Below are 20,338 nucleotides of genomic sequence, written 5' to 3'. Positions count from 1 at the left end.
ATATACGTAACGAATAGCTAAGAAGGATTCGTCCGCAACAGCATGTCGAGTTTGGGAAAAATGATATCTTTTTAGAAAGTTTAGGGAGTGTCAACAAGATGAACAACCGTTTTTATCTATTTATTTTAATTTTTTTTGTTTGTTTTCTTTTAGGATGTTCACAGACAGACGAAACATCCGCATCATCTTCAAAGATCGGTTTGTTGTTAGAAAATACGATTGATGACCAAGGTTGGAATAGTAAAGGTTACCAAGGACTTTTGAATATTCATTCGAAGTTCGAAGTAGACGTGGTGTTTAAGGAAAATATTGATTCGGAAGCAAAAGTGGAACGAGCTGTGGAGGAGTTTGCTTCTGAAGGAGTTACACTCGTGTTTGGTCATGGACACTTTTATTCAGAACCGTTTACTGAATTAGGTAAACAATACGAGGACTTGCATTTTGTTAGCTTTAATGGGTCTGTTGAAGGGAATAATGTAACCAGTCTTCATTTTGATGGGTATGCGATGGGTTTTTTTGCGGGCTTAATTGCAGCAAAAATGTCTGAAACTCACCAAGTGGGAGTTATTGCAGCATTTCCTTGGCAATCTGAAGTAGAAGGGTTTTATGAAGGAGCAACACTTGATGAAATGACAACCGTACGAATTGACTATGTTGAAGATTGGGCAAATGAAGAGAAAGCGCTTGACTTCTTTAATGACATGGTAGCTAGTGGGGTGGATGTTTTTTATCCGACTGGTGATGGCTTTCATGTTAGAGTAGTCGAGGAAACGAAAAGAGAAGGACTCTATGTTATTGGATATGTTAGTGATCAATTAGACCTTGGAGGTACGACTGTCTTAACAAGTACGATTCAAAAGGTAGACGGCTTATATGAGTTAATAGCAAACCAATATCAGAAAGGCGAATTGGTTGGTGGGAACTTAATGTATGACTTTGGTGATGGTGTTATTTCTCTTGGACCATTTGGATCTGAGGTGCCAGAAGATGTGCAAATAAAAATGGAGGATGCTGTTAATCACTTTATTGAAACAGGTGAGTTACCGACTAGTTGGATTTTCTAGATAATGTGATACGTAGAGTACGGTGGGAGTGTCTCATTTTTACGTTAGATTAGGAAATTTTGCGGTTTAATGAGGACAGTTTTCTTGCTTTCGTGATTATGTCATAGTATCGTTATGAAGGAAGAAGAGGACAAGAGGTGGATAACATGCAGGAACAGAATATGAAGTTTATGCAAATTGCGATGAAATATTTACCTGAAGGAAAACAAATGTTAGATGAAAAAGGTATCGAATTCAATATGGAAGATTTACAGCCTATGCTTGAGTTGCTTTTAAATGTGATGAATGAAGCCTATGAATTAGGAAAACAAGAAGCTGTTCAAACGGATGAATAGCTGGCAATTCCGGTGACCTTTAAGCAATGTATGAAATCATTTCCTATTTTGAATAGCTTGATACGAGTGGGTTTCTTTTATCAGGCGAGCAACGAGTGATGCCACTGCTTGCCAAATCAAAGGTACTGAAAAGTTGAATTGTACTTTTTCAGTGTTTTTGAATGGATATAGGGGGCTTACCATCTTTATTTGAAACATTAAATTAGTTTTGGAGGTATTTCAAAAGGGTTCCTTTTGGTACCTCTCTTGTTTTTTGTAGAATCAGAATGTCAAAGATAAGTAAAAAAATCTTTAGAAGCTAATCAATGAGGAAGTAGGAAAACTCAAAGAGGAGCGTCGGCTCGTTTGTTACACTTTGATCTGAAAGGAAATCACCTTTAGACAATTAAACCCCTTGTAACGACTACGCATGACGCAATTAAGAAAAGACCGCTGCACGGTTTTTCTTAACAGATTTAATTGTGTGAGGAGTGGGTGTGTTGACACAAGAATCATCGAAGCTACAAGCATTTGCAATGGAAATGAAAAAGGGCTTTGAACTGTTACAAGAAGGTAAATTTGAAGATGCGTTAAGAGCTCTTAAACCATTTATTGAGTTGATGAGGCAGGGTGGTGCTCCTCATATACGTTTATTTGTTTCATATGGAATCGCTCAATTTCGAACAGGAGACATGGAAGGATTCCTTGAGACATATGGAGCTGTTAAAGAAATGAAAACCAAAAATGATGAAGAAGAACGATTAAAAAGTAATTTGGATCAATTGTTTGAGACATTAATGTACGAGCTAGAGAAAGAACAAGAACATCCATAATGGATAAGCTCCATTTTGAACATATTCTCATAGAATGATACTAACCTATGGGAAGGAGTTGCTTCACATGTATCGTCACGCTCATTTGCAAGGGTTTCGCAATCAACCGGGGCATTATCACGGCCAAGATCAACGATTCCCATTCTTGCCTTTTCTAGCAGGATTAGCAGTAGGACCTGTTTTGTTTGGTGGCTTTGGGCGACCTAATGTTTATGCACCGAGCTATGGCCCACAGTTCGGCCCACAATTCGGCCCTAATCTGGGACCACAATATGGTCCGTCATACGGACCCAATTTCGGCCCATCGTATGGTTATCAACCAAAACCTCATTATGTATGGTGATAATTGAAAATCTAGATGACGAATGGACTCAAAGTATTATACTACTTATGAGTCCATTTTTTGGCTGGTGAGACCTCGGATGATCGAAAAAAGTTATTTCTCCTTTTTTGTCTCGTCCTTAGCACCATTATTTCTTTTTGATAACCAATCTTGTACAACCGAAAATAATGGTGCAAGTGATTGGGCAAGTGTAAATATTGCATCTAATTGGTTTGGGGAAGGTTGATAATTCGCCTCCTGTTGTGTTTCCTGTTTGTCTATATTTTCTGTTTCTTCGGGTTCAATTCGTTCTTCATCAGTTGTTTGTTGTTGAGATCGTCCGAACATTAAATCAGAAAAGAAATCGCGTTCCGGTGGTTGTTGATCTGCCATTGGAATACCTCCTTTTTAAGGATAAATAATAACGTTAAATAACCCTTTTAGGTGAGTAGTGGCTCACGTTATATTTTTGTGAAAGGATTTAACGAGTTTTGGAATACTGGTCAGAAATACCCTTCATAAGATTAATTATGTGCTCTTATAAGTTAGTTTATGGTAGAGTAGGCTTCTTGTGTTACGGACGGTAGCCTAAATATCGGTTGAACCTAGACAGATAGAAAGAGTTGCGTTAAAATTAGCAGCAGGTACTAATAGGAACCCTAAAGAGGGAGCTCCGTTGAAGGGGGAATAATTATGACGAAGGCAGGCATTATCGGAATTGGAAGCTACATTCCTGAACATGTGGTAACTAATTTAGATTTAGAGAAAAAAATAGATACGAACGATGAATGGATTCGAACAAGAACAGGGATTGAAGAACGTCGATTTGCATCAGCAGGGGTCGATAGTTCACATATGGCCTTAGCAGCAGCAAAGGAAGCATTAGAGCATGCTGAAATCGCTGCAGAGGATCTAGACTTAATTCTAGTGGCAACTGTTACTCCTGATATGCCGTTTCCAACTGTATCAACGTTAATCCAACATGAACTAGGTGCAAAGAAAGCTGCAGCGATGGACGTAAGTGCCGCATGTGCTGGATTTATTTATGGATTAGTAACTGCCCAGCAGTTCATTGAAACAGGTGTATACAAAAATATTCTAGTGGTCGGTGTAGAGAAGCTTTCTAAGATTACTGATTTTAATGATCGAAATACAGCTGTCTTGTTTGGTGATGGAGCTGGAGCAGCAGTAATGGGTCCCGTTTCAGCTGATAAGGGTATACTATCGTTTGAATTAGGAGCAGATGGTGGAGGTTCGATGCACATTCACCAAAAGGATAAATATTTAGAAATGAATGGTCGTGAGGTGTTTAAATTTGCCGTTCGTCAAATGGGAGAATCATCTGTACATGTGCTTGAAAAAGCGGGTTTGACAAAAGAGGATTGTGATTTCCTCATTCCACATCAAGCGAATATTCGTATCATGGAGGCTGCACGTGAACGGTTAGGCTTAGATAAGGAAAAAATGGCTTTAACGGTTCAAAAATATGGCAACACTTCATCAGCATCTATTCCGATGGCGCTTGTTGATGAATGGAAGGCTGGAAAGATTAAAGATGGAGATGTTATTGTATTAGTAGGTTTTGGTGCTGGATTAACATGGGGTGCTGTAGCTTTAAGGTGGGGGAAATAACAAGATAATAGTAAAAGGGTAAAGGAGAGATAATAATGGATAAGCATCGAGTAGTCATAACAGGAATGGGAACTGTAAATCCGTTAGGGTTAAATGTTGATGAAACGTGGAAACATGCAATAGCAGGTAAATCTGGAATTGGGCCGCTATCCCGTGTGGATGCAGATCAATTCCCGATCCATGTGTCAGCTGAAGTACATGAATTCGATCCTAGTGCATTTATGGATAGGAAAGAAGCACGTAAAATGGACCGTTTTACACAATTTGCAGTCGCATCATCATTAATGGCGTTAAAGGATGCAGATTTGACGATTACAGAAGACATTGCACCTCGAGTAGGGGTTTGGATCGGCTCCGGAATAGGTGGAATGGAAACATATGAAAAGAATTTCCACCAATTTCTTGATAAAGGCTATCGTCGTGTAAGTCCGTTCTTCGTACCGATGATGATTCCAGATATGGCTTCAGGACAAGTGTCAATTATGACAGGGGCAAAAGGCATTAATTCATGTACGGTTACAGCATGTGCATCTGGAACGAATTCAATAGGAGATGCATTTAAAGTGATTCAACGTGGTGATGCAGATATTATGATTACAGGAGGCTCTGAGGCTCCAATTACGAATATGGCTGTTGCCGGCTTTTGTGCAGCAAAGGCCGTTTCAACAAATGAGGATCCTGCAACGGCTTCGCGTCCTTTTGATCAGAACCGTGACGGCTTCGTTATGGGTGAAGGCGCTGGTATCGTGATTTTAGAAAGTTTAGATTCTGCGAAAAAACGTGGTGCGCGTATTTATGCAGAAATTTCAGGCTATAGTGCAACGGGCGATGCTCATCACGTGACAGCTCCAGCTCCAGAAGGTGAGGGAGGGTCTCGTGCAATGAAACAAGCGATTGAAGATGCAGGGTTAAAGCCTTCAGATATCGATTATTTAAATGCACATGGTACAAGTACACCGTATAATGATAAATTCGAAACGATGGCGGCTAAGACGGTGTTTGGTGAACATGCTTACAAATTGGCGATTAGCTCAACTAAGTCGATGACGGGGCATTTACTAGGTGCTGCTGGAGCAGTAGAGGCGATTCTATGTGTTAAAGCCATTCAAGATGGCATCTTACCTCCGACGATTAATTATGAAACGCCTGATCCAGAGTGTGATTTAGACTACGTTCCCAATGAAGCGCGTCAGCAGAAAGTACGTGCTGTTATGAGCAACTCATTAGGTTTTGGTGGTCATAATGCGACGCTAGTATTTAAACAGTACGAAGGTTAATAGAAGAAAAGCGTGACCGAGGGTACTAAAAAGTTTAAGGTTTAACTTTTTTGGTGCCCTTTCAGTAATGTGTGAATCCGTTGTCTGTTTTCTGTTTTGAAAACTTATAGGAGGCTTCCATGTATAAGGCTAGCAGTGAGTGAAGCCATTGCTAGTCAAATCAAAGGTGCTGAAAACGTTGATTTGTCCTTTTTCAGTGGCTTCGCGTGACCGTCTTTCTTTGAATCGTTATTCAAATTGTTTTATTTTGTAGAAGAGGCTGGGACATAACTAGCTTCCAATAATGAGAAAGGTGAATTTGAGCACGCTTGAATTCACCTTTCTCTAGTTTGCGTTCAATGAAATCCATCAACTGCTTGCGGACTTGTTTCGGGTATTTCCGCTCACTCCTTCACTCTTTTCGATCCGCCACTTCAATTTTTGGTCATATTCGGAAATGACATCATCTACTTTTTGAACCATCTGGGCAACGCCTGATGAGGAATACTTTCAATTACATAGTGCATGTAAAAGGCGAAATCGTTCGTTTATCATTTTACTTCTAAATCTAACGGCAAAACTAACTGATTCATGTTATCATTCTTAAACATAAGGACACTTCCTTCTGATTGGATTTGGTGTGGTAAATTAATTTTATGAGAAGTTGTCCTTATTTATTGTGAAAAATAAGCTCCTTTTATAAAGAAAATAATCAAAGCCGGTGAGATTTTACTTGTCGTAAAATTTCATCGGCTTTTCATTTCAGAGGAGGGTTTAGTCCCAGCCTCTTCTACTCAGTCCTTATTTATTTTGCATGAGGAACATTACCCCTTACTCAATTTCTTTTTTAACCATTCAAGAGCTTCTTCTCTCGTGTCAATCTCCCCATCTAGTTGTAAACATGTAAGTTGAAAAAGGATCGATTTAAATAAAGGACCTGGTGTTAAACCATTTGCGATTAAATCATTACCAGTAAGGAGTGGAATGAGCTGGCTCCTTCTTAGCGTATAAGTCCAAATCCATTCATCATCCTCGCGTATACTGTAAAAGAGTAGGCTTTTTTCCTGGATATAGTGTAGCTGTTTATGGGCAGAGCCAAACGAATAAAATGCTTCCTTTTGACTTTCTAGTTCACGAAGCTCATCGAGTAAGCGCTGATGTTCAGATGATAGAGCATATTGACGCAATAGTTCTTCGTTTCGATCTGTTAAGAACACGAGAAGATACAGGTAAACATCTTGTACGCGGTGCTCTTTTAAAGAGTTGAGCATTTTGGTTCGTTTTGCTGTTAAAGTGGTATTGAATAGTTCTTCCCAAATGGATAGTTCATCTAGTTTTTCGATTCCGCGAAAAAGATGATCCTCTAATGCTAATAATTTCAACTCTCGCATCAATCGATGCGGACTAATGAGCTTAACCATATGAGCTGCATCGAAAGCTAATTGCATAGTTTGTTTAGCTAAATCATAGTTGAGTCGAAGAGCAAAGCGAATCGCTCGGAATATCCTCGTAGGGTCCTCAACAAAGCTTAATGAATGTAGGACTCGAATTTGTTTCTTTTGCAAGTCATTTCGCCCTTGAAAATAATCAAGTAATGTTCCAAACTTGGTTTCATTTAATTGAAGAGCAAGTGCATTAATCGTAAAATCTCTTCGACTTAAATCTTCGCGTATATTAGACGCTCTCACACTTGGAAGAGCACCTGGTTTGTCATAATATTCCGTACGGCACGTGACTAAGTCAATTTTGTGATTGTTTTCGGTTATCCATGTCGCTGTACCAAAGTCGTTATGAGCTTTATACGTGCCACCTAATGATTGGACAAGCTGTTCAGCAAATACAATCGCATCCGCTTCGATGACAATATCAATATCTTCGTTTCGTTTTTCAAGTAATAAGTCACGTACTATTCCACCGACTAAATAGATTGGATGCTGCCTATCATCGGCTATTTGACCAATTGCTTTTAGTAGTTGCACGATGGAAGAAGGTAATTGACGATTCATTTTTTTTATCATTGACTTTTGACTAATGAGTTGTTGATCTTTTTCTCTTGGGAGTGATTGATGTAGCTCCTCTATTAAATCAGTTCTTGAAATGATTCCGACTATTTTTCCTTCTTCTGTAATAGGTATTCTTCCTATATTGTGTTTCATCAACGTCGATTGAATCGTCTCAATGGAAGCATCTTTTGGCAATGTTATAATGTTGGTAGACATATATCCTTTGACGGGAGCATGGCCAAGGCCGTGATGGATCGCTTTATCGACATCACGACGAGAGATGACACCAATTAATTGTTTTTTTTCATTTAACACAGGAAAGCCTGTATGTCCGTATTGAAGCATTTGCTCGAGTGTTGATTGAATCGTAACATCTGGATGGACATATTTAACAGGTGAAGTCATCATATCCGCTGCTGTTAATGGTACTTGAAAGATTCTGCTTAACGAGGACTGGACTTGTTTCACTGCATCAGACAGTGAGCTTCTTTTGATCGTTGCAGAGCCGGCTTGAGCGTGACCACCACCACCTAAGCTATGAAGTAAAGGTTGAAAATCAATTCGTTCAGAACTACTTCGAACAACGACATAGACATGTTTGTTCATCTTGACTGTAACAATCACTGCGTCACAATGAGTCATCTCCAATAATTTTCTCGTTAATGTAGCTAGCCCACCTTGATAGTTACTTTGCTCATGCTTGGTCATAAAAAGGCTTAACCCATCCTTTTCAATCTCACTTCCTGTTAGGAGTAATGTTTGAAGTAATTGTCTATCTTCAAGTGATAAATCAGCCTCAGAAAATCTCTCAATTAAAGATAAATCCATTCCGTTTTGCATTAAAAATACCGCTGCTTGTAAATCCTCCGTTCTTGTTTGTGGGTAAGTGAAGTTTCCCGTATCAGTATACAATCCGAGTCCGAATAAGGTTGCTTCGAACGGGGATAATTGGATATGCTGCTTCATCATAAGTTCAATAAAAATCGTAATGGCAGCTCCATATGGCTTAATGATTCGTTGTTCTGTAGGATCAGCTTGCTTTTGTTGATGATGATCATAAATCATCATTTCGTAATTGTGTAATCGCTTAATAGGAACACCTGTTCTGATTAGTGATGACACATCTACGATGATAAATGTGGTGACCTCATCCCATTGAATGTGCTCATAGGCAAAAAAGGACAGCTTATCCCGGTATATAGCTAGAAATGATTTGACCGAGGCTTGCTGCTTATCCGTTAGAGCAACGATCGCATTTGGATGAAGCTTCTTAGCCGCTAACATACAGGCAAGTCCGTCAAAATCTAAATTTACATGTGAAACAATCACTTCCATGAATCGTACCTCTTTCATCCATATAATCTTTCTAATTGGTTTCTTTTACAAGCATAGCGATTCATAAACGGTTGGTCAACGTTGCTCCTCGATCATCAATCCTTTTGTTTGTAGAGTAGGGGGTTCATAAGCATGTTCCATTTTAGTTCGAGAAGGCTTCACCTTTAGGAATGAGTAATACTCTTTTAAAATGAGTGATTTAAACCTACCTATGAGATCGGTCCCTGTATTTTTTGATTCCGTTAAAAAATGTAGTAACTTCATAGTGTTTAGTGTTAAATGGTTGTCTTCGTTAATGTGCAGCCCTATTTCTGAAAAAGGCTCATCATATTGCTGTAAAATGTTATGGATTGCCTCAGTATGGCAAGTCCCTGCAACACGATCATATTGAGAAAGAGCCGTAATGGCGTTGTTGAATTTATGAATAAGCTGCTCTGTTTGATAAATAAAGGTTTCATTCGCATTTAGCTGTTCTATAGCTTTTTTGAGCTCTTGCTCATGATGATAAAATTGCTTAAATTCGTCTTTTAAATCTTGCAAAGCCCGGTAATAACGTTCGTAGGAAAGGATAAAGTTATCGGCAGGGTGTTTTGTTTCATTTGCGATTGGTCGTGTTGCTTCAATCTCTTCAACAGCATGAACGCCTGTCGAGGAGGTAAGGCGATTGACATAATTAGTGCGAATGCGCTCAATACGTGTGCGGTTATAGCTCATTTCCATCCCTCCTTTGGATGAATTGCTTTTCTACTACATATATTCCCTATTTTATGAAATGAAACCTTTATTTAAGGAAAAATAGTTAGGAAAAGCAGGACTTTGACGTTGGATAACGAAAAGTGTATATTCATAGTCATTAATACAACAAAGAAGTTGAGTGAGGAGGTCCTAATGAAGCGTTTAGCGATTGTGTCTGATATTCATGGAAATATCCCAGCACTTGAGGCTGTACTAGAGGACATAGGATTACGGTCAATAGATGAGATCATTTGTCTTGGTGATTTGGTTGGCAAAGGTCCTGAATCAAAAAAATCTGTTGACTTAATTAAACAGCATTGTGACCATGTCGTCATGGGGAACTGGGATGACTTTATCACTAAACCAACTGATTATGTAGTGATTAAGTGGCATCAGGAGCAATTAACTGATGAGGACGTTCAATATTTACGAAGCCTTCCTCATTCATATGAGTTTTGGTTAAGTGGTCAGCTGATTCGTTTCTTTCATGCATCTCCAAGAAGTGTCTACGAGAGAATTCAACCTTGGGACGCGATTGATGACCGCATGAGTTTATTTCAAAATAGTGAATTAACAGCAAATATTGCAGGGGAAACAAAACCGAACATCATTATTTATGGAGATATTCATAATGCTTACATTCAGCATCATAAACGGCAGACGATTATGAATGTAGGAAGCGTCGGTAATCCCCTTGATCAAGTACAAGCATCATATGTGATCCTAGAAGGAATCCGTGATCAATTAGAAGAAGGGGTATTTTCCATTCAATTTATGCGTGTTCCATACGATGTAGAATTGGCGATTCGGCGAGCAAAAGAAATGAATATGCCTGAATTAGAAGAATATACGTTAGAACTTCGGACAGGACAATATCGAGGAGCGAAATGAAAAAAGAACGGTGTCTGTCCTGATTAGGGAACAGACACCTTGTAAGGATAATTTTCTATTCTTGATCAGCAGCAGCGTTTCCTCTCGTCATTTTAGAGATCGTTGTTCGTTCTTTTTTGTTTGCAGGTTGAACAGCATCCTTGCTTTCAATCATGTTACGCTTCGATTTTGAACGTTTACTCATACTAGCAAACCTCCCCTTCATTTGTATTTAATCACCCATATTGTGTCCTAATTCACGTTACTTTATCTAAGGTGAAAAAATTGAGGACACTAATCAACTTTTTCATTGCACTGATTTGTTCAGAGAAGGGCTCGGCTCCGTACGATACACGTATTTTTGAAATAACTCCACTTTTATGGAAGCTCCTTGTAGCGACTACGCATGACGCATTTAAGAAAAGCCGCTTGCAGTTTTTTTATTCAAAAATATAACCGATAGTTTCTAGTGCTTGATCAATAGTCTCCACTGTTACATTTGCTTTATTAGCTAGTTCCTTCAAGGGGTGAACTAATGATTTAGGTCTAATAATGATCGTTGGTTTGTTCATGTTAATCGCTGTAGCCGCATCCATTGCTGTATTCCATTGTTTATACGTTTCTCCGAATAATGCAATAACGATATCAGATTTTCGCATAAGGACCTCGGTCCGGAAATTATTAATATCGGATGCTGCATCATCTCGGTAAACGTTTCCAGGTTGCTTTCCTAATATGTCCTCACCGACACGGTCAGAGCGGTCATGATTCGTTTGAGGTGCAACAAAAGTTAAAGGTAGACCTTGTTGCTTTGCTTTTTGAATGACCTCTTCCCGCCAATGGTCATGAATTTGACCAGCTAAATATACAGTTAGTTCCATCTTTTTACCTCCCGTATGGTTACATATAATTTGTTATTTCCCATTTTGTACGTATTCTAAACATATTTATAGAGGCCGTTCAAAAAGGGCTATTTTTCCCTTTTTGAATCACCTCTTGAACACCTCTTATAAAAGGTATCACATATCACCAATCAACTTTAACGTGTAGGTTTGGAAGTAGTTGGGGCCTTTTGTAGGATAATCCAGATTGTGATCATGACAGTGACTAGAAGGAGAAAGCTGTTCACAAAGTTAATTGTGATCATATACTCCTGAAACTCAAGAAACAAACCCATTAACCAGTGTCGAATATTCGCTATTAGATTAATAATAAGAACGATCGCTAACACACTTCCACCGCCTATTAATCCGAACCGATAGAAGAGAGAGCCTATTAGTAGAAAAGCTGTTAGTAAGAAAAAGCAGACAAAGAAATCAAGAAGTAATGTATAGATCCATGTTTCGTTTAACGTTGTTAATTGAATCGTTGTATATAGTTGAAAGTGATCATTTTGTGTTAAGCGATTGAACAAGGATATCACTTCAGTCATAATAAGAGAAACGGTTGCCATGAATAGTGACAATATGAGATTAAACAACATGACGCTTACAACAAAACTTGAACGTGTTGATCCCATTTTGATCATAAATGGAAAGCTGTCTTTTACCGTTAAGTAACCTGAGAAGCCACAGAAGAAAAAAATGGCCATACTTGGTGAAATAATGATCGTTGTTTCAAGTGAGAACGATAGCGACAATGCAAATAATAGTAATACACTAGCTGTAAAGATAGACCAAAATACAACTAATGAAAAACGAAAATCGTTATAAAGGAAATAAGTATTTGCTCGAATATCACGATACATAAGGCTTTCGCTCCTTTTTGGTCGTCAAATAAACCATTAATTCTTGAATATGACAATGTTCAGCTTCAATACCGGCTTTCTTAGCATCTGTTATCGTTGCATCCCCATATAAAATGGCCGTCTGTTTGCCCATCATTTCAGACTGATGCAAAACATGTTTATTTTTACAAAAAGCCTGAATCGCCGTTTTAGGACCACTAATCTTTAAGCTTTTTGCTTTTAATTGCTCTGCCGTCTCATGTAATAAAATTTGCTGATCTTTTACTAAAATAATCTCTTCGAATAAGTCACTTACTTCATCGATTAAATGGGTAGATAAAATAATCGTTCTTGGCTCAGCTTCATATTCTTCGAGTAAAATGTCATAAAATGTGTAGCGTAAGGAAGCATCTAGTCCAATGTAAGGCTCATCAAAGATGGTGATGGGAGAGCGGCTAGCAAGACCGATAATAATACCTAAAGCTGATTCCATTCCTTTTGACAACCCTTTAACATTTAAATTTTGGTCGAGCTCGAATACGTCAAGTAATCGAATTGCGACATCATTTGACCATTTTGGATAGTAGAAGGATGCAATTTTTAGTGCATGTTTAATTTTGAGGCGTTGTTTGAAATTTCTACTCTCACTAACGAAACAAATTTGGTCTAATGCTTTCTTATTATTAAAAGGCTCTTCGCCATTAATCAAAATTTTTCCTTGATCAGGTAACATATGACCAGATAAAAGCTGGAGCATCGTTGTTTTACCAGCGCCGTTTCGACCGAGTAATCCGTATATTTTGTTTCTCTCAAGTTCTAGGTGAATCTCGTTTAGAGCAACCTTGTTATCATATGATTTTGAAACGTTTTTAAAGGTAATCATGCTTCCTCATCCTCCTTAATAAGTGTAAGTAAAGCTTCGCTTGAAATGCCAATTCTCTTCGCTTCAGCTTTCAATGGAACAATGTACTCATCATAAAATTCATCCTTCCGTTTCTGCAAAATAATCGATCGTGCACCATCTGTAACGAACATCCCAATCCCACGCTTTTTAAAAATAATCGACTGATCGACTAATTGATTAATGCCTTTTCCAGCAGTTGCTGGATTAATTTGATAATATTTTGCCAATTCATTTGTAGAAGGAATACGCTCTCCCTCGACTATTGACCCATCTAGAATACTCTCCTCGATCCTTTCAGCAATTTGCTGAAACAGGGGCTTATCGTCCTCGAAGCTGTTTGACATGTTCTCACCTTCGTTCATTGGTTAGTTACTTATGTAATTAACCATAAAGGTAATGAACGGAAAAGTCAATAGGGTATTTATTTAAATGATAAAAATGCTGATATGTAAGACTTGTATATGGGACAAATTGTAATATGGCAATATAAAATAAACTCTTTCAAAAAGAAAGAGACAGACCGTAGACAAAACGTCTTTGAGAATTTTTTCTCAAAGGCATTTTTACGTTATTTCCTCTATTTTCTATTGGTGACGCTGGAGGGTGGGTGTTTCTACAGTCTCAGTTGGCAGCGCCGTATCGTGGTAACTACTCAAAAAAAGCCTGTCGACTGTCTCGCTTTTGCGAGACTTTGTCGACAGGCTGACTCTTTCAAAAGGAAAGAGAAAATCAAAGGGTGCTAATCAGAGCCCTTAAAAACCCTCTCTTATTGAGGCCACTGAAAAAGTTTGGTTTTAACTTTTTCAGTGGCCTCCTCTTATTACGTTATCGTGCAAAAAAGGGAGAAGGATATATGGAATAAAACCAGTCAATTGAAAAGATAAACTTCTCAATGTCCTTAGTGTGAGTTTTGCTTTATTTCTCAGAAATTTTGGTTCATTACTCACTCACTTTAAATTGTTTCGTTAACTTAGAAAGCGATGACGATAAATCTGTTAATGTTAAACCAATTTGATGAGTAGTCTGTACTTGTTGGATTTGTTCATCACTCGTCGCCATCATTTCTTCTGAACTGGCAGATGTTTCCTGTGATATTGATGTTAAACTATGTGATGTTTGTTCTAAAGCTGGTAGTAAATGATTAAATTGTTCTACTTCCTTTTTCATTTGATCAAGGTTGATACCCACTGATGAGATTTCTTGCATAAGAGAGTCTAATGATTGTTTGGAACTGTTGGCCATTTTTAAGTTCGATTTTGTTTTATCTAGCATTTGATTGAATTCATTATTCGCTTCGAGCGTTTTTGCTTCCATATTGGAGATGGAGTCCGAAATCTGTTCAGTGGCCTTAGAAGATTGTTCAGCAAGCTTGCGAACCTCTGTTGCTACGACTGCAAATCCTTTACCGGCATCACCTGCTCGAGCAGCTTCGATAGTCGCATTTAAAGCTAATAATTTCGTTTGCTCGGCTATTTCATTAATTAAATCAACGACATTCATAATCGAAGAGGAATGTTGCTTAACATCTTTAATGGTTTGCGTTAATTGGGTGAAATCACCTAGAAAAGTATGGAACGTTTGGATAAGGTTAGCGACGGTTTTTTCTCCTTTTTTAGCTGAATCGCCTACTTCATTAGATTGATTAGCTAATTGTTCCATTTTAAGGAGCATTTTTTCAACCTTTTGATTCATTTGTTTAAGGTTAGTTAAATTACTTTCAGAGCTAATGGCGGTTTGTTCAGCGCCTTCCTTGACTACATGAATAGATTCAACTAATTGCTGACTTGATGTAAGGGAATTTTCTGAAGAGGTGCTTAGTTGTGTTCCAGTTACTTCTAATTCATGCGTAGTTTTTTTTAAGTCTGTTACCATCGAACGCATATGCTGAATCATCGCAATATAGCTTTTATGTAAAGATAAGATTTCTGGAATCGTGGTTTTTATTAATGGTGTTTGTTGCAAATCACCCTCTCTTACTGTTCTCATTGTCTGTTGCAAAATAGTTAATGGCTTAGTTATCGTTCGTACTAATAATAACATCAGTAGTGTCGCAATGATAATAATCGTAAAGCCTACAATAATAGATAGCTGGGACATGCGATGAACAGGTGCCATATACGAATGCCTTGGAATGATAATTGCATAAGTTCCATTGATTTCACTCATCTCACGAAACGTAATCGTATAGTCCATACCATCTAACTCGGTATGAATGATTCCGTTAGGCGAATTGCTCATGCTAGATATGATATCTTGAGTGATAGACGGAAGTGTAGTTTCACTCACGTTAAATGGAAACACATTATTCTCAGATACGTAAAGAAAGTCAGCCTCAATTCCTTCCTTTAGAAAGGTTTCATGCTGTTCTCTGATATTAATATTAAGAAGCTGCATAAAATAGTCATGATCACTCACATACAAAAAATGTAGGTTTTCTGCAATATGACCAATTAGCTCAGTCTCTCTTTCTAGTCGATTTTCCATTGAAGCTAAAGTTGTTCGTTCAGCGACAATGTAAGAAATAAGGCCTACTGAAGTGACTGAGATGGTTAATAATGAAAATAAGAGAATAAGCAAGCGTAAACGTAAATTCACTTTTTTCCAGAAAGAATGAAAGAAGTGTTCTTTTTTTTGGTTCTTTTTACTCATTTCTAAATACCCCCTTTGATACAATAAGTTGATTGTATCAAAGGAATGTAAAGGGAATGTAAAGGAGATATATGTTTCATATAAAATTGTAGTATGAGGAGTAATTTAAGAGGAGCTACTATAACCATTGATTTAACTAAAGTGCTTGTAGTTGTTCGTTTCTAAAAACGTGACACAATCGAATCATTTTGCAAGTCATTTTAAGAAATGTTCCGGATTAAGATGAAGATTTCCCTCCACCTAGAATGGATTGCAATAATCCAGAAGGCAGCTTAAATGTTTCATTATTCCAGTCTAGCGATCGCAACGATTCTTCTTCATCTTGAGCAGCTTTAATATTCGTTACTTCCTTATGGATCGTTTCCATTTTATAATCTAATGCTGATGCAGATTCAGCTGCTTCTTTTAATTCATTAACTAGTCTTGTTGGGATCGTTTTGTTGTATTTATAAAAAATCTTATGCTCTAAACTAGCCCAAAAATCCATTGCAATTGTACGTATTTGCACTTCTACATAAACATGAATTTCCCGATCAGACATGAAAACAGGTACTTCAACTATGAGGTGAAGACTACGATACCCATTTGGTTTTGGACTTGCAATATAATCTTTCATCTCTATAACTTGAAGGTCCTTCTGACGTTGTATCATATCACAGATCGTATAAATATCTGATAGAAATGAACAAGTGATGCGTATGCCAGCAATGTCATGTACTTGTTCTTTAATACCATTTAAGGAAAGAGGGATTTTTTTACGTTGAATTTTCGTTAACAGACTTTCAGGTGATTTTAAACGAGAGCTAACATGTTCGATTGGATTGTATTCATGAATATATTCAAATTCTTGCTTTAAAATATCGATTCTTGTATCCATTTTATCAAGAGCAAACTTATACGCCATCATAAACCTTGTCACTTCATGTTTGAACTTTTTTAATTGACTCATATCGATTTTATCTGTATCCATAGCTAATCCCCTCAGCTTTACTTTTTCTACACTATTATTATGACAAAATAATGAAGAAAATCAATGGAAAGGCTTTAATTTTCATGAAGATGACCGAATTATGGAAAACTATCAAAAAAAGAAGAAGATCACTGAAAAGAAATGGACTTTCTTTGTGATCTTCATGAAAGATTTTCTGAATACTAACGGTTATTTTGCAAATACATGGTTTCCAATTCTCGTCGTTTCGGTCCGAGTTGCAATCCAATGATTCGTAGCAATATCTGGATTATAGAAAAATAATGATCCTGCCCCCTGACCTCTAAATGCTAGAGCTTCATCGACTGCCCGTTTTGCTTCATCATCAGCAGAACGATTAATATGACCATTTTGTACTGGAGAGAAGGCATAGTGTCCAGATGGCGCGACTTCATGGATGACATTGTAGATCGAATTCGGAAAATCATCATGATCAACGCGATTTAAAACAACAGTTGCAACGGCTACCTTACCAGAATAAGGCTCTCCTTGTGCTTCTGCGTGAACAAGTCGCGCTAATAAGTCTCTCTCGGTCGATGAAATACTATTAGGAATTTGTAAATGCTCTCCAATATAAATGACATCCGACTGTTTACTATTTGATTTTTTTATATCATGAACAGAAACGCCATATTTTTGTCCTAATAGATAAAGAGTGTCTCCAGATACGACCTCATGTGTTGTTTGTGCTTGTACTCCTTGTGCGCCAATAAAGATCATGGCTGTTGCACATACTGTCATAATTATTTTTTTCATTGTGTGATTACCTCCTAAAAGTTGTTCGTCTACTAACCTAACAAAAAAATAGTAGCTTTTCTTTAGGAGTTATTTTCCATTTGAATGGTTTTAGCTGCTAGATTACTAGTAGCTGTAAAGCTGAGCTTGTTATCTTACATTTGTGTAACGAATGACGAAACACTATTGAAATATAAAATACTAGCTACATATACCTATTTTTTTTCATCCGTAACTAGAATGATATCGAACTGTAACATTTATCCTTTATAATGTTGAATGAGATTATGGTGAATAGGAGGAAAGTATGAGGTTTAGTAAGTTGTTTTTTTGTTTTCTGGCTATGTGTTACTTGTTTATACCTTTACCTATCTATGGTGAAGAACTAGCTTCATTACATAGTGAGACGGCTGTTTTAATGGATGCGACAAGCGGAAACATTTTGTATGAACAGGATAGTCAACAGCAGATGTATCCAGCAAGTATTACAAAGATTTTAACGGCTATAATGGCAATTGAAAAAGGTCATGTAGATGATACAGTTGTGGTACCGAAGGAAGCAACAGAAGTGATTGGAACTAGGGTATATTTATTAGAAGATGAAGAGGTTTCTCTATTAACGTTAATTCAAGGATTACTTATTAACTCAGGTAATGATGCAGGAACAGCCATTGCTCATCATATATCAGGTAGTGAGGAAGCCTTTGCTCTTGAAATGAACCGTTTTATTCATGATGAAATTGGGGTAAGTCGTACGAATTTTACAAACCCGCATGGGTTATTTGATGAGAATCATATAACAACAGCATATGATATGGCGAAGATTACGCAATATGCGTTGGAGAATGAACTTTTTCGTGAAATTGTAGCAATGAAAGAAATGGAATGGAATGGGGAAGGATGGGAAACGATAATCTATAATCACCATCGAATGCTGTGGGATTATGAGGGAACAACTGGTGTGAAAAATGGATTTGTCCGAAAATCTGGTTATACATTAGTAACTTCTGCTGAGCGAGATGGCATGGAGCTAATAGCCGTTACGTTAAACTCTCCATCTGCTTCACATGCATATGAGGATACAGCTGCGTTATTAGATTATGGTTTTGATTCTTATGAATTGCATACGTTAGAGTCCGGCGAAAAATTCAAAACGGATACGAAAAAGGTTTTTCAATTAAACGATGATGTACATTACGTTCAAAAAAAAGGCGAAAAATCCAGTGTATATGTCAATGATTCAGGGTTATTACGTGTAGTTGATGAAAACAATAATCGGTTAATGTCTTCTATATTAGAATTAGTCGAGACTGAAAAGAGCAATGAAGACGTTATAGTAGAAGAAGGAGAGGAAAGTGCAGAAGATTCGAATTCCTTCTTCTATCGAATTTTATCTTATTTTGGATGGGTATCTTAATAGGTATATAGATTGGGTGTGTAGAAAGAGTGAAGAGGGCACTGAAAAAGTTTGGACTTAAGTTTTTGGTGCCTTTTAAGCTGTTGAAACTTCTATAGGAGCATGCTCAAAAACCACCAAAAAATATGAAATTGCTACATTCGCTACGCATCTTGTGAAGAGAAAACGACTCACCACAAGACTTTAAAAGATGTAGCGACTACACTCATTGCTTCTAGGTTATTCAAAAAGGAAGGGAAACAACGCCCATTTTGAACAATCACTATAAATTTTTCAATCGGACTTCTTTTACTTTGTGACCTGCGCCTTTTTTTAAAATCATATCGGCACGATGACGAGTTGGTCTAATGTTTTCTTCAAGATTTATGGCATTAATCGATTGCCAGATTCCTCTTGAAATCTCTTCCGCTTCGTAATCACTTAAATCGCGATATTGATGAAAATAAGATTCGGATTTTTGAAACGCGGTATTTCGCAATAGTTTGAAGCGTTCAATATACCAAGCTTGGATATTGCGCTCATCAGCATCGACATAAATAGAAAAGTCAAAGAAATCAGAAACGAAGACATGAGGAATGTGCTGATTTTTCTTGTTTACTTGGAGCACGTTAATTCCTTCAATGATGACGACGTCAGGGTTATCAATCGTTTGGTGAGTATCTGGCAATACGTCATACGTCAAATGAGAGTATAAAGGAGCTTCGATGCCAGACGTGCCAGATTTCAAATCATATAAAAAGTGAATGAGTCGTTCTATATCATAGCTTTCAGGAAACCCTTTTCTTTTCATTAAATTCTTCTTTTGCAAAATGGCATTTGGATAAAGAAATCCATCCGTTGTAACAAGTTCAACTGAAGGCTTTGATGGCCACCGTTTAATAAGCGCCTGTAATAACCTAGCAGTCGTGCTTTTTCCAACTGATACACTCCCAGCAATGCCAATTATATATGGTGTTTTTTTTGTTTGTTTCTGAAGGAAGCGATTTGTCTTACTATGTAATGATAACGCTTGCTCCATATTTAAATAAAGAAGCTGGGAAAGTGGTAAATAAACATCCGCAACTTCATCAGCAGATATTGTTTGATCGATACTTCCGATTTTTGTTCGTTCTTCGTCTGATAAAATTTCCTTCGTTGCTTCTGATAAAATTGCCCATTCTTGTCTTGTAAAGGTGGTATAAGTAGACAAGGGTGCTTTTTGATGTAGAGTTGACATACAAATCTCCTTTAGTCATGTTAGTAGGTACAATTAATTGATTTAATACTACCATTTCTTTCAGTGAAAATGTAACTAATTCGTTTTATAAGGGTAAGGGTATTGAAAAAGTTTGGTTTTTAACTTTTTCGGTGCCTTTTCGTATTGGGCGTGAATAATGCCTATTTTGAAAACCTGATACGAGTGTTTTTTTTATATCAAGTAACGAATGAAACCGTTGTTTGCCTAATCAAAGGTTGATTTGGAGGTCACTGAAAAAGTCCTTTCTAGTCACTCAAGGAAGAGTAATGGCTCCGCTCGTTGCGCGCCTTGCTATGAGAAACCCACTCATTGCGAGGT

General features: G+C 37.5%; 20 protein-coding genes. 8 read left to right on the top strand and 12 right to left on the bottom strand.

The features are described 5' to 3' along the window. Positions 1-98 precede the first annotated feature (98 nt). From ACERJO_RS18365 to ACERJO_RS18350, 4 genes are all read left to right on the top strand, one after another. Positions 99-1,064, top strand: coding sequence for a BMP family ABC transporter substrate-binding protein (locus ACERJO_RS18365; protein ID WP_373648449.1), 966 nt, complete (start codon positions 99-101; stop codon positions 1,062-1,064). 146 nt (positions 1,065-1,210) lie between these two features. Next, entirely contained in the window at positions 1,211-1,399 is a 189-nt protein-coding gene (locus tag ACERJO_RS18360; protein ID WP_247106181.1) for a ComZ family protein, read from the top strand. Positions 1,400-1,878: 479 nt separating this feature from the next. After that, positions 1,879-2,211: a hypothetical protein gene (locus tag ACERJO_RS18355; protein ID WP_247106138.1), complete on the top strand. Its 333-nt coding sequence runs from the start codon at positions 1,879-1,881 to the stop codon at positions 2,209-2,211. Between the two features lie 67 nt (positions 2,212-2,278). Beyond that, a complete protein-coding gene (locus tag ACERJO_RS18350; protein ID WP_247106137.1) occupies positions 2,279-2,554 on the top strand; it encodes a penicillin-binding protein in 276 nt (91 codons plus the stop codon). A 93-nt stretch (positions 2,555-2,647) separates the two neighbouring features. On the opposite strand, the gene ACERJO_RS18345 is transcribed toward ACERJO_RS18350, so the two are convergent. After that, positions 2,648-2,926 carry a hypothetical protein gene (locus ACERJO_RS18345; RefSeq protein WP_247106136.1) on the bottom strand — a complete coding sequence of 93 codons (279 nt, stop codon included), beginning with the start codon at positions 2,924-2,926 and terminating at the stop codon, positions 2,648-2,650. Positions 2,927-3,226: 300 nt separating this feature from the next. On the opposite strand from ACERJO_RS18345, the gene ACERJO_RS18340 reads away from it, so the two are divergent. Further along, a complete protein-coding gene (locus tag ACERJO_RS18340; RefSeq protein WP_247106135.1) occupies positions 3,227-4,165 on the top strand; it encodes a beta-ketoacyl-ACP synthase III in 939 nt (312 codons plus the stop codon). A gap of 35 nt (positions 4,166-4,200) precedes the next feature. Beyond that, on the top strand, positions 4,201-5,442 hold the full coding sequence (gene fabF / locus ACERJO_RS18335) for a beta-ketoacyl-ACP synthase II (protein WP_373648448.1): 1,242 nt from the start codon (positions 4,201-4,203) through the stop codon (positions 5,440-5,442). An 803-nt stretch (positions 5,443-6,245) separates the two neighbouring features. Here the strand turns inward: fabF and ACERJO_RS18330 are convergent. Further along, complete coding sequence (locus ACERJO_RS18330) at positions 6,246-8,759, bottom strand: CBS domain-containing protein (RefSeq protein WP_373648447.1); 2,514 nt, start codon at positions 8,757-8,759, stop codon at positions 6,246-6,248. A 75-nt stretch (positions 8,760-8,834) separates the two neighbouring features. Beyond that, complete coding sequence (locus tag ACERJO_RS18325; protein ID WP_373648446.1) at positions 8,835-9,473, bottom strand: hypothetical protein; 639 nt, start codon at positions 9,471-9,473, stop codon at positions 8,835-8,837. A gap of 174 nt (positions 9,474-9,647) precedes the next feature. On the opposite strand from ACERJO_RS18325, the gene ACERJO_RS18320 reads away from it, so the two are divergent. Then, positions 9,648-10,385 (top strand): metallophosphoesterase family protein, encoded by a 738-nt coding sequence (locus ACERJO_RS18320; RefSeq protein WP_373648445.1) that lies wholly within the window; start codon positions 9,648-9,650, stop codon positions 10,383-10,385. Between the two features lie 55 nt (positions 10,386-10,440). Here ACERJO_RS18320 and ACERJO_RS18315 read toward each other — a convergent pair whose 3' ends face one another. From ACERJO_RS18315 to ACERJO_RS18280, 8 genes are all read right to left on the bottom strand, one after another. Further along, complete coding sequence (locus ACERJO_RS18315; RefSeq protein WP_260505917.1) at positions 10,441-10,569, bottom strand: hypothetical protein; 129 nt, start codon at positions 10,567-10,569, stop codon at positions 10,441-10,443. 235 nt (positions 10,570-10,804) lie between these two features. Continuing rightward, positions 10,805-11,245: a YtoQ family protein gene (locus ACERJO_RS18310; RefSeq protein WP_247106130.1), complete on the bottom strand. Its 441-nt coding sequence runs from the start codon at positions 11,243-11,245 to the stop codon at positions 10,805-10,807. A gap of 158 nt (positions 11,246-11,403) precedes the next feature. Continuing rightward, positions 11,404-12,111 carry a hypothetical protein gene (locus tag ACERJO_RS18305; protein WP_373648444.1) on the bottom strand — a complete coding sequence of 236 codons (708 nt, stop codon included), beginning with the start codon at positions 12,109-12,111 and terminating at the stop codon, positions 11,404-11,406. Beyond that, the gene (locus ACERJO_RS18300; RefSeq protein WP_373648443.1) at positions 12,101-12,973 is read right to left on the bottom strand and encodes an ABC transporter ATP-binding protein; all 873 of its coding nucleotides are present in this window, start codon (positions 12,971-12,973) and stop codon (positions 12,101-12,103) included. The genes ACERJO_RS18305 and ACERJO_RS18300 overlap by 11 nt, the downstream gene beginning before the upstream one ends. Then, the gene (locus tag ACERJO_RS18295; RefSeq protein WP_373648442.1) at positions 12,970-13,338 is read right to left on the bottom strand and encodes a GntR family transcriptional regulator; all 369 of its coding nucleotides are present in this window, start codon (positions 13,336-13,338) and stop codon (positions 12,970-12,972) included. The genes ACERJO_RS18300 and ACERJO_RS18295 overlap by 4 nt, the downstream gene beginning before the upstream one ends. Positions 13,339-13,933: 595 nt before the next feature. Further along, positions 13,934-15,643, bottom strand: coding sequence for a methyl-accepting chemotaxis protein (locus ACERJO_RS18290; RefSeq protein WP_373648441.1), 1,710 nt, complete (start codon positions 15,641-15,643; stop codon positions 13,934-13,936). A 217-nt stretch (positions 15,644-15,860) separates the two neighbouring features. Beyond that, positions 15,861-16,613, bottom strand: a complete 753-nt coding sequence (locus tag ACERJO_RS18285; protein ID WP_247106125.1) for a GTP pyrophosphokinase — start codon at positions 16,611-16,613, stop codon at positions 15,861-15,863. Positions 16,614-16,802: 189 nt separating this feature from the next. Next, positions 16,803-17,387, bottom strand: coding sequence for a cell wall hydrolase (locus tag ACERJO_RS18280; protein WP_247106124.1), 585 nt, complete (start codon positions 17,385-17,387; stop codon positions 16,803-16,805). A 286-nt stretch (positions 17,388-17,673) separates the two neighbouring features. On the opposite strand from ACERJO_RS18280, the gene ACERJO_RS18275 reads away from it, so the two are divergent. Further along, complete coding sequence (locus tag ACERJO_RS18275) at positions 17,674-18,783, top strand: D-alanyl-D-alanine carboxypeptidase family protein (RefSeq protein WP_373648440.1); 1,110 nt, start codon at positions 17,674-17,676, stop codon at positions 18,781-18,783. Positions 18,784-19,045: 262 nt separating this feature from the next. Here ACERJO_RS18275 and coaA read toward each other — a convergent pair whose 3' ends face one another. Further along, on the bottom strand, positions 19,046-19,999 hold the full coding sequence (gene coaA / locus ACERJO_RS18270; protein ID WP_373648439.1) for a type I pantothenate kinase: 954 nt from the start codon (positions 19,997-19,999) through the stop codon (positions 19,046-19,048). Positions 20,000-20,338: the final 339 nt, after the last annotated feature.

Origin of the sequence: Halalkalibacter sp. AB-rgal2 (genome assembly GCF_041821005.1) — a bacterium.
Taxonomy (GTDB): Bacteria; Bacillota; Bacilli; order Bacillales; family Bacillaceae_D; genus Halalkalibacter.
Note: the sequence above shows the minus strand (reverse complement) of the source record. Positions and strands in the feature narration are given on the sequence as shown.

Bases quoted from the DNA above. Each gene is read 5' to 3' on its own strand.
- ACERJO_RS18365 (WP_373648449.1), top strand. From the start codon at position 99: ATGAACAACCGTTTTTATCTATTTATTTTAATTTTTTTTGTTTGTTTT.
- ACERJO_RS18350 (WP_247106137.1), top strand. From the start codon at position 2,279: ATGTATCGTCACGCTCATTTGCAAGGGTTTCGCAATCAACCGGGGCAT.
- ACERJO_RS18310 (WP_247106130.1), bottom strand. From the start codon at position 11,245: ATGGAACTAACTGTATATTTAGCTGGTCAAATTCATGACCATTGGCGG.
- ACERJO_RS18290 (WP_373648441.1), bottom strand. From the start codon at position 15,643: ATGAGTAAAAAGAACCAAAAAAAAGAACACTTCTTTCATTCTTTCTGG.
- coaA (WP_373648439.1), bottom strand. From the start codon at position 19,999: ATGTCAACTCTACATCAAAAAGCACCCTTGTCTACTTATACCACCTTT.
- ACERJO_RS18345 (WP_247106136.1), bottom strand. From the start codon at position 2,926: ATGGCAGATCAACAACCACCGGAACGCGATTTCTTTTCTGATTTAATG.
- ACERJO_RS18280 (WP_247106124.1), bottom strand. From the start codon at position 17,387: ATGAAAAAAATAATTATGACAGTATGTGCAACAGCCATGATCTTTATT.
- ACERJO_RS18285 (WP_247106125.1), bottom strand. From the start codon at position 16,613: ATGGATACAGATAAAATCGATATGAGTCAATTAAAAAAGTTCAAACAT.
- ACERJO_RS18340 (WP_247106135.1), top strand. From the start codon at position 3,227: ATGACGAAGGCAGGCATTATCGGAATTGGAAGCTACATTCCTGAACAT.
- ACERJO_RS18305 (WP_373648444.1), bottom strand. From the start codon at position 12,111: ATGTATCGTGATATTCGAGCAAATACTTATTTCCTTTATAACGATTTT.
- ACERJO_RS18315 (WP_260505917.1), bottom strand. From the start codon at position 10,569: ATGAGTAAACGTTCAAAATCGAAGCGTAACATGATTGAAAGCAAGGAT.
- ACERJO_RS18360 (WP_247106181.1), top strand. From the start codon at position 1,211: ATGCAGGAACAGAATATGAAGTTTATGCAAATTGCGATGAAATATTTA.
- ACERJO_RS18300 (WP_373648443.1), bottom strand. From the start codon at position 12,973: ATGATTACCTTTAAAAACGTTTCAAAATCATATGATAACAAGGTTGCT.
- ACERJO_RS18325 (WP_373648446.1), bottom strand. From the start codon at position 9,473: ATGAGCTATAACCGCACACGTATTGAGCGCATTCGCACTAATTATGTC.
- fabF (WP_373648448.1), top strand. From the start codon at position 4,201: ATGGATAAGCATCGAGTAGTCATAACAGGAATGGGAACTGTAAATCCG.
- ACERJO_RS18275 (WP_373648440.1), top strand. From the start codon at position 17,674: ATGAGGTTTAGTAAGTTGTTTTTTTGTTTTCTGGCTATGTGTTACTTG.
- ACERJO_RS18295 (WP_373648442.1), bottom strand. From the start codon at position 13,338: ATGTCAAACAGCTTCGAGGACGATAAGCCCCTGTTTCAGCAAATTGCT.
- ACERJO_RS18320 (WP_373648445.1), top strand. From the start codon at position 9,648: ATGAAGCGTTTAGCGATTGTGTCTGATATTCATGGAAATATCCCAGCA.
- ACERJO_RS18330 (WP_373648447.1), bottom strand. From the start codon at position 8,759: ATGGAAGTGATTGTTTCACATGTAAATTTAGATTTTGACGGACTTGCC.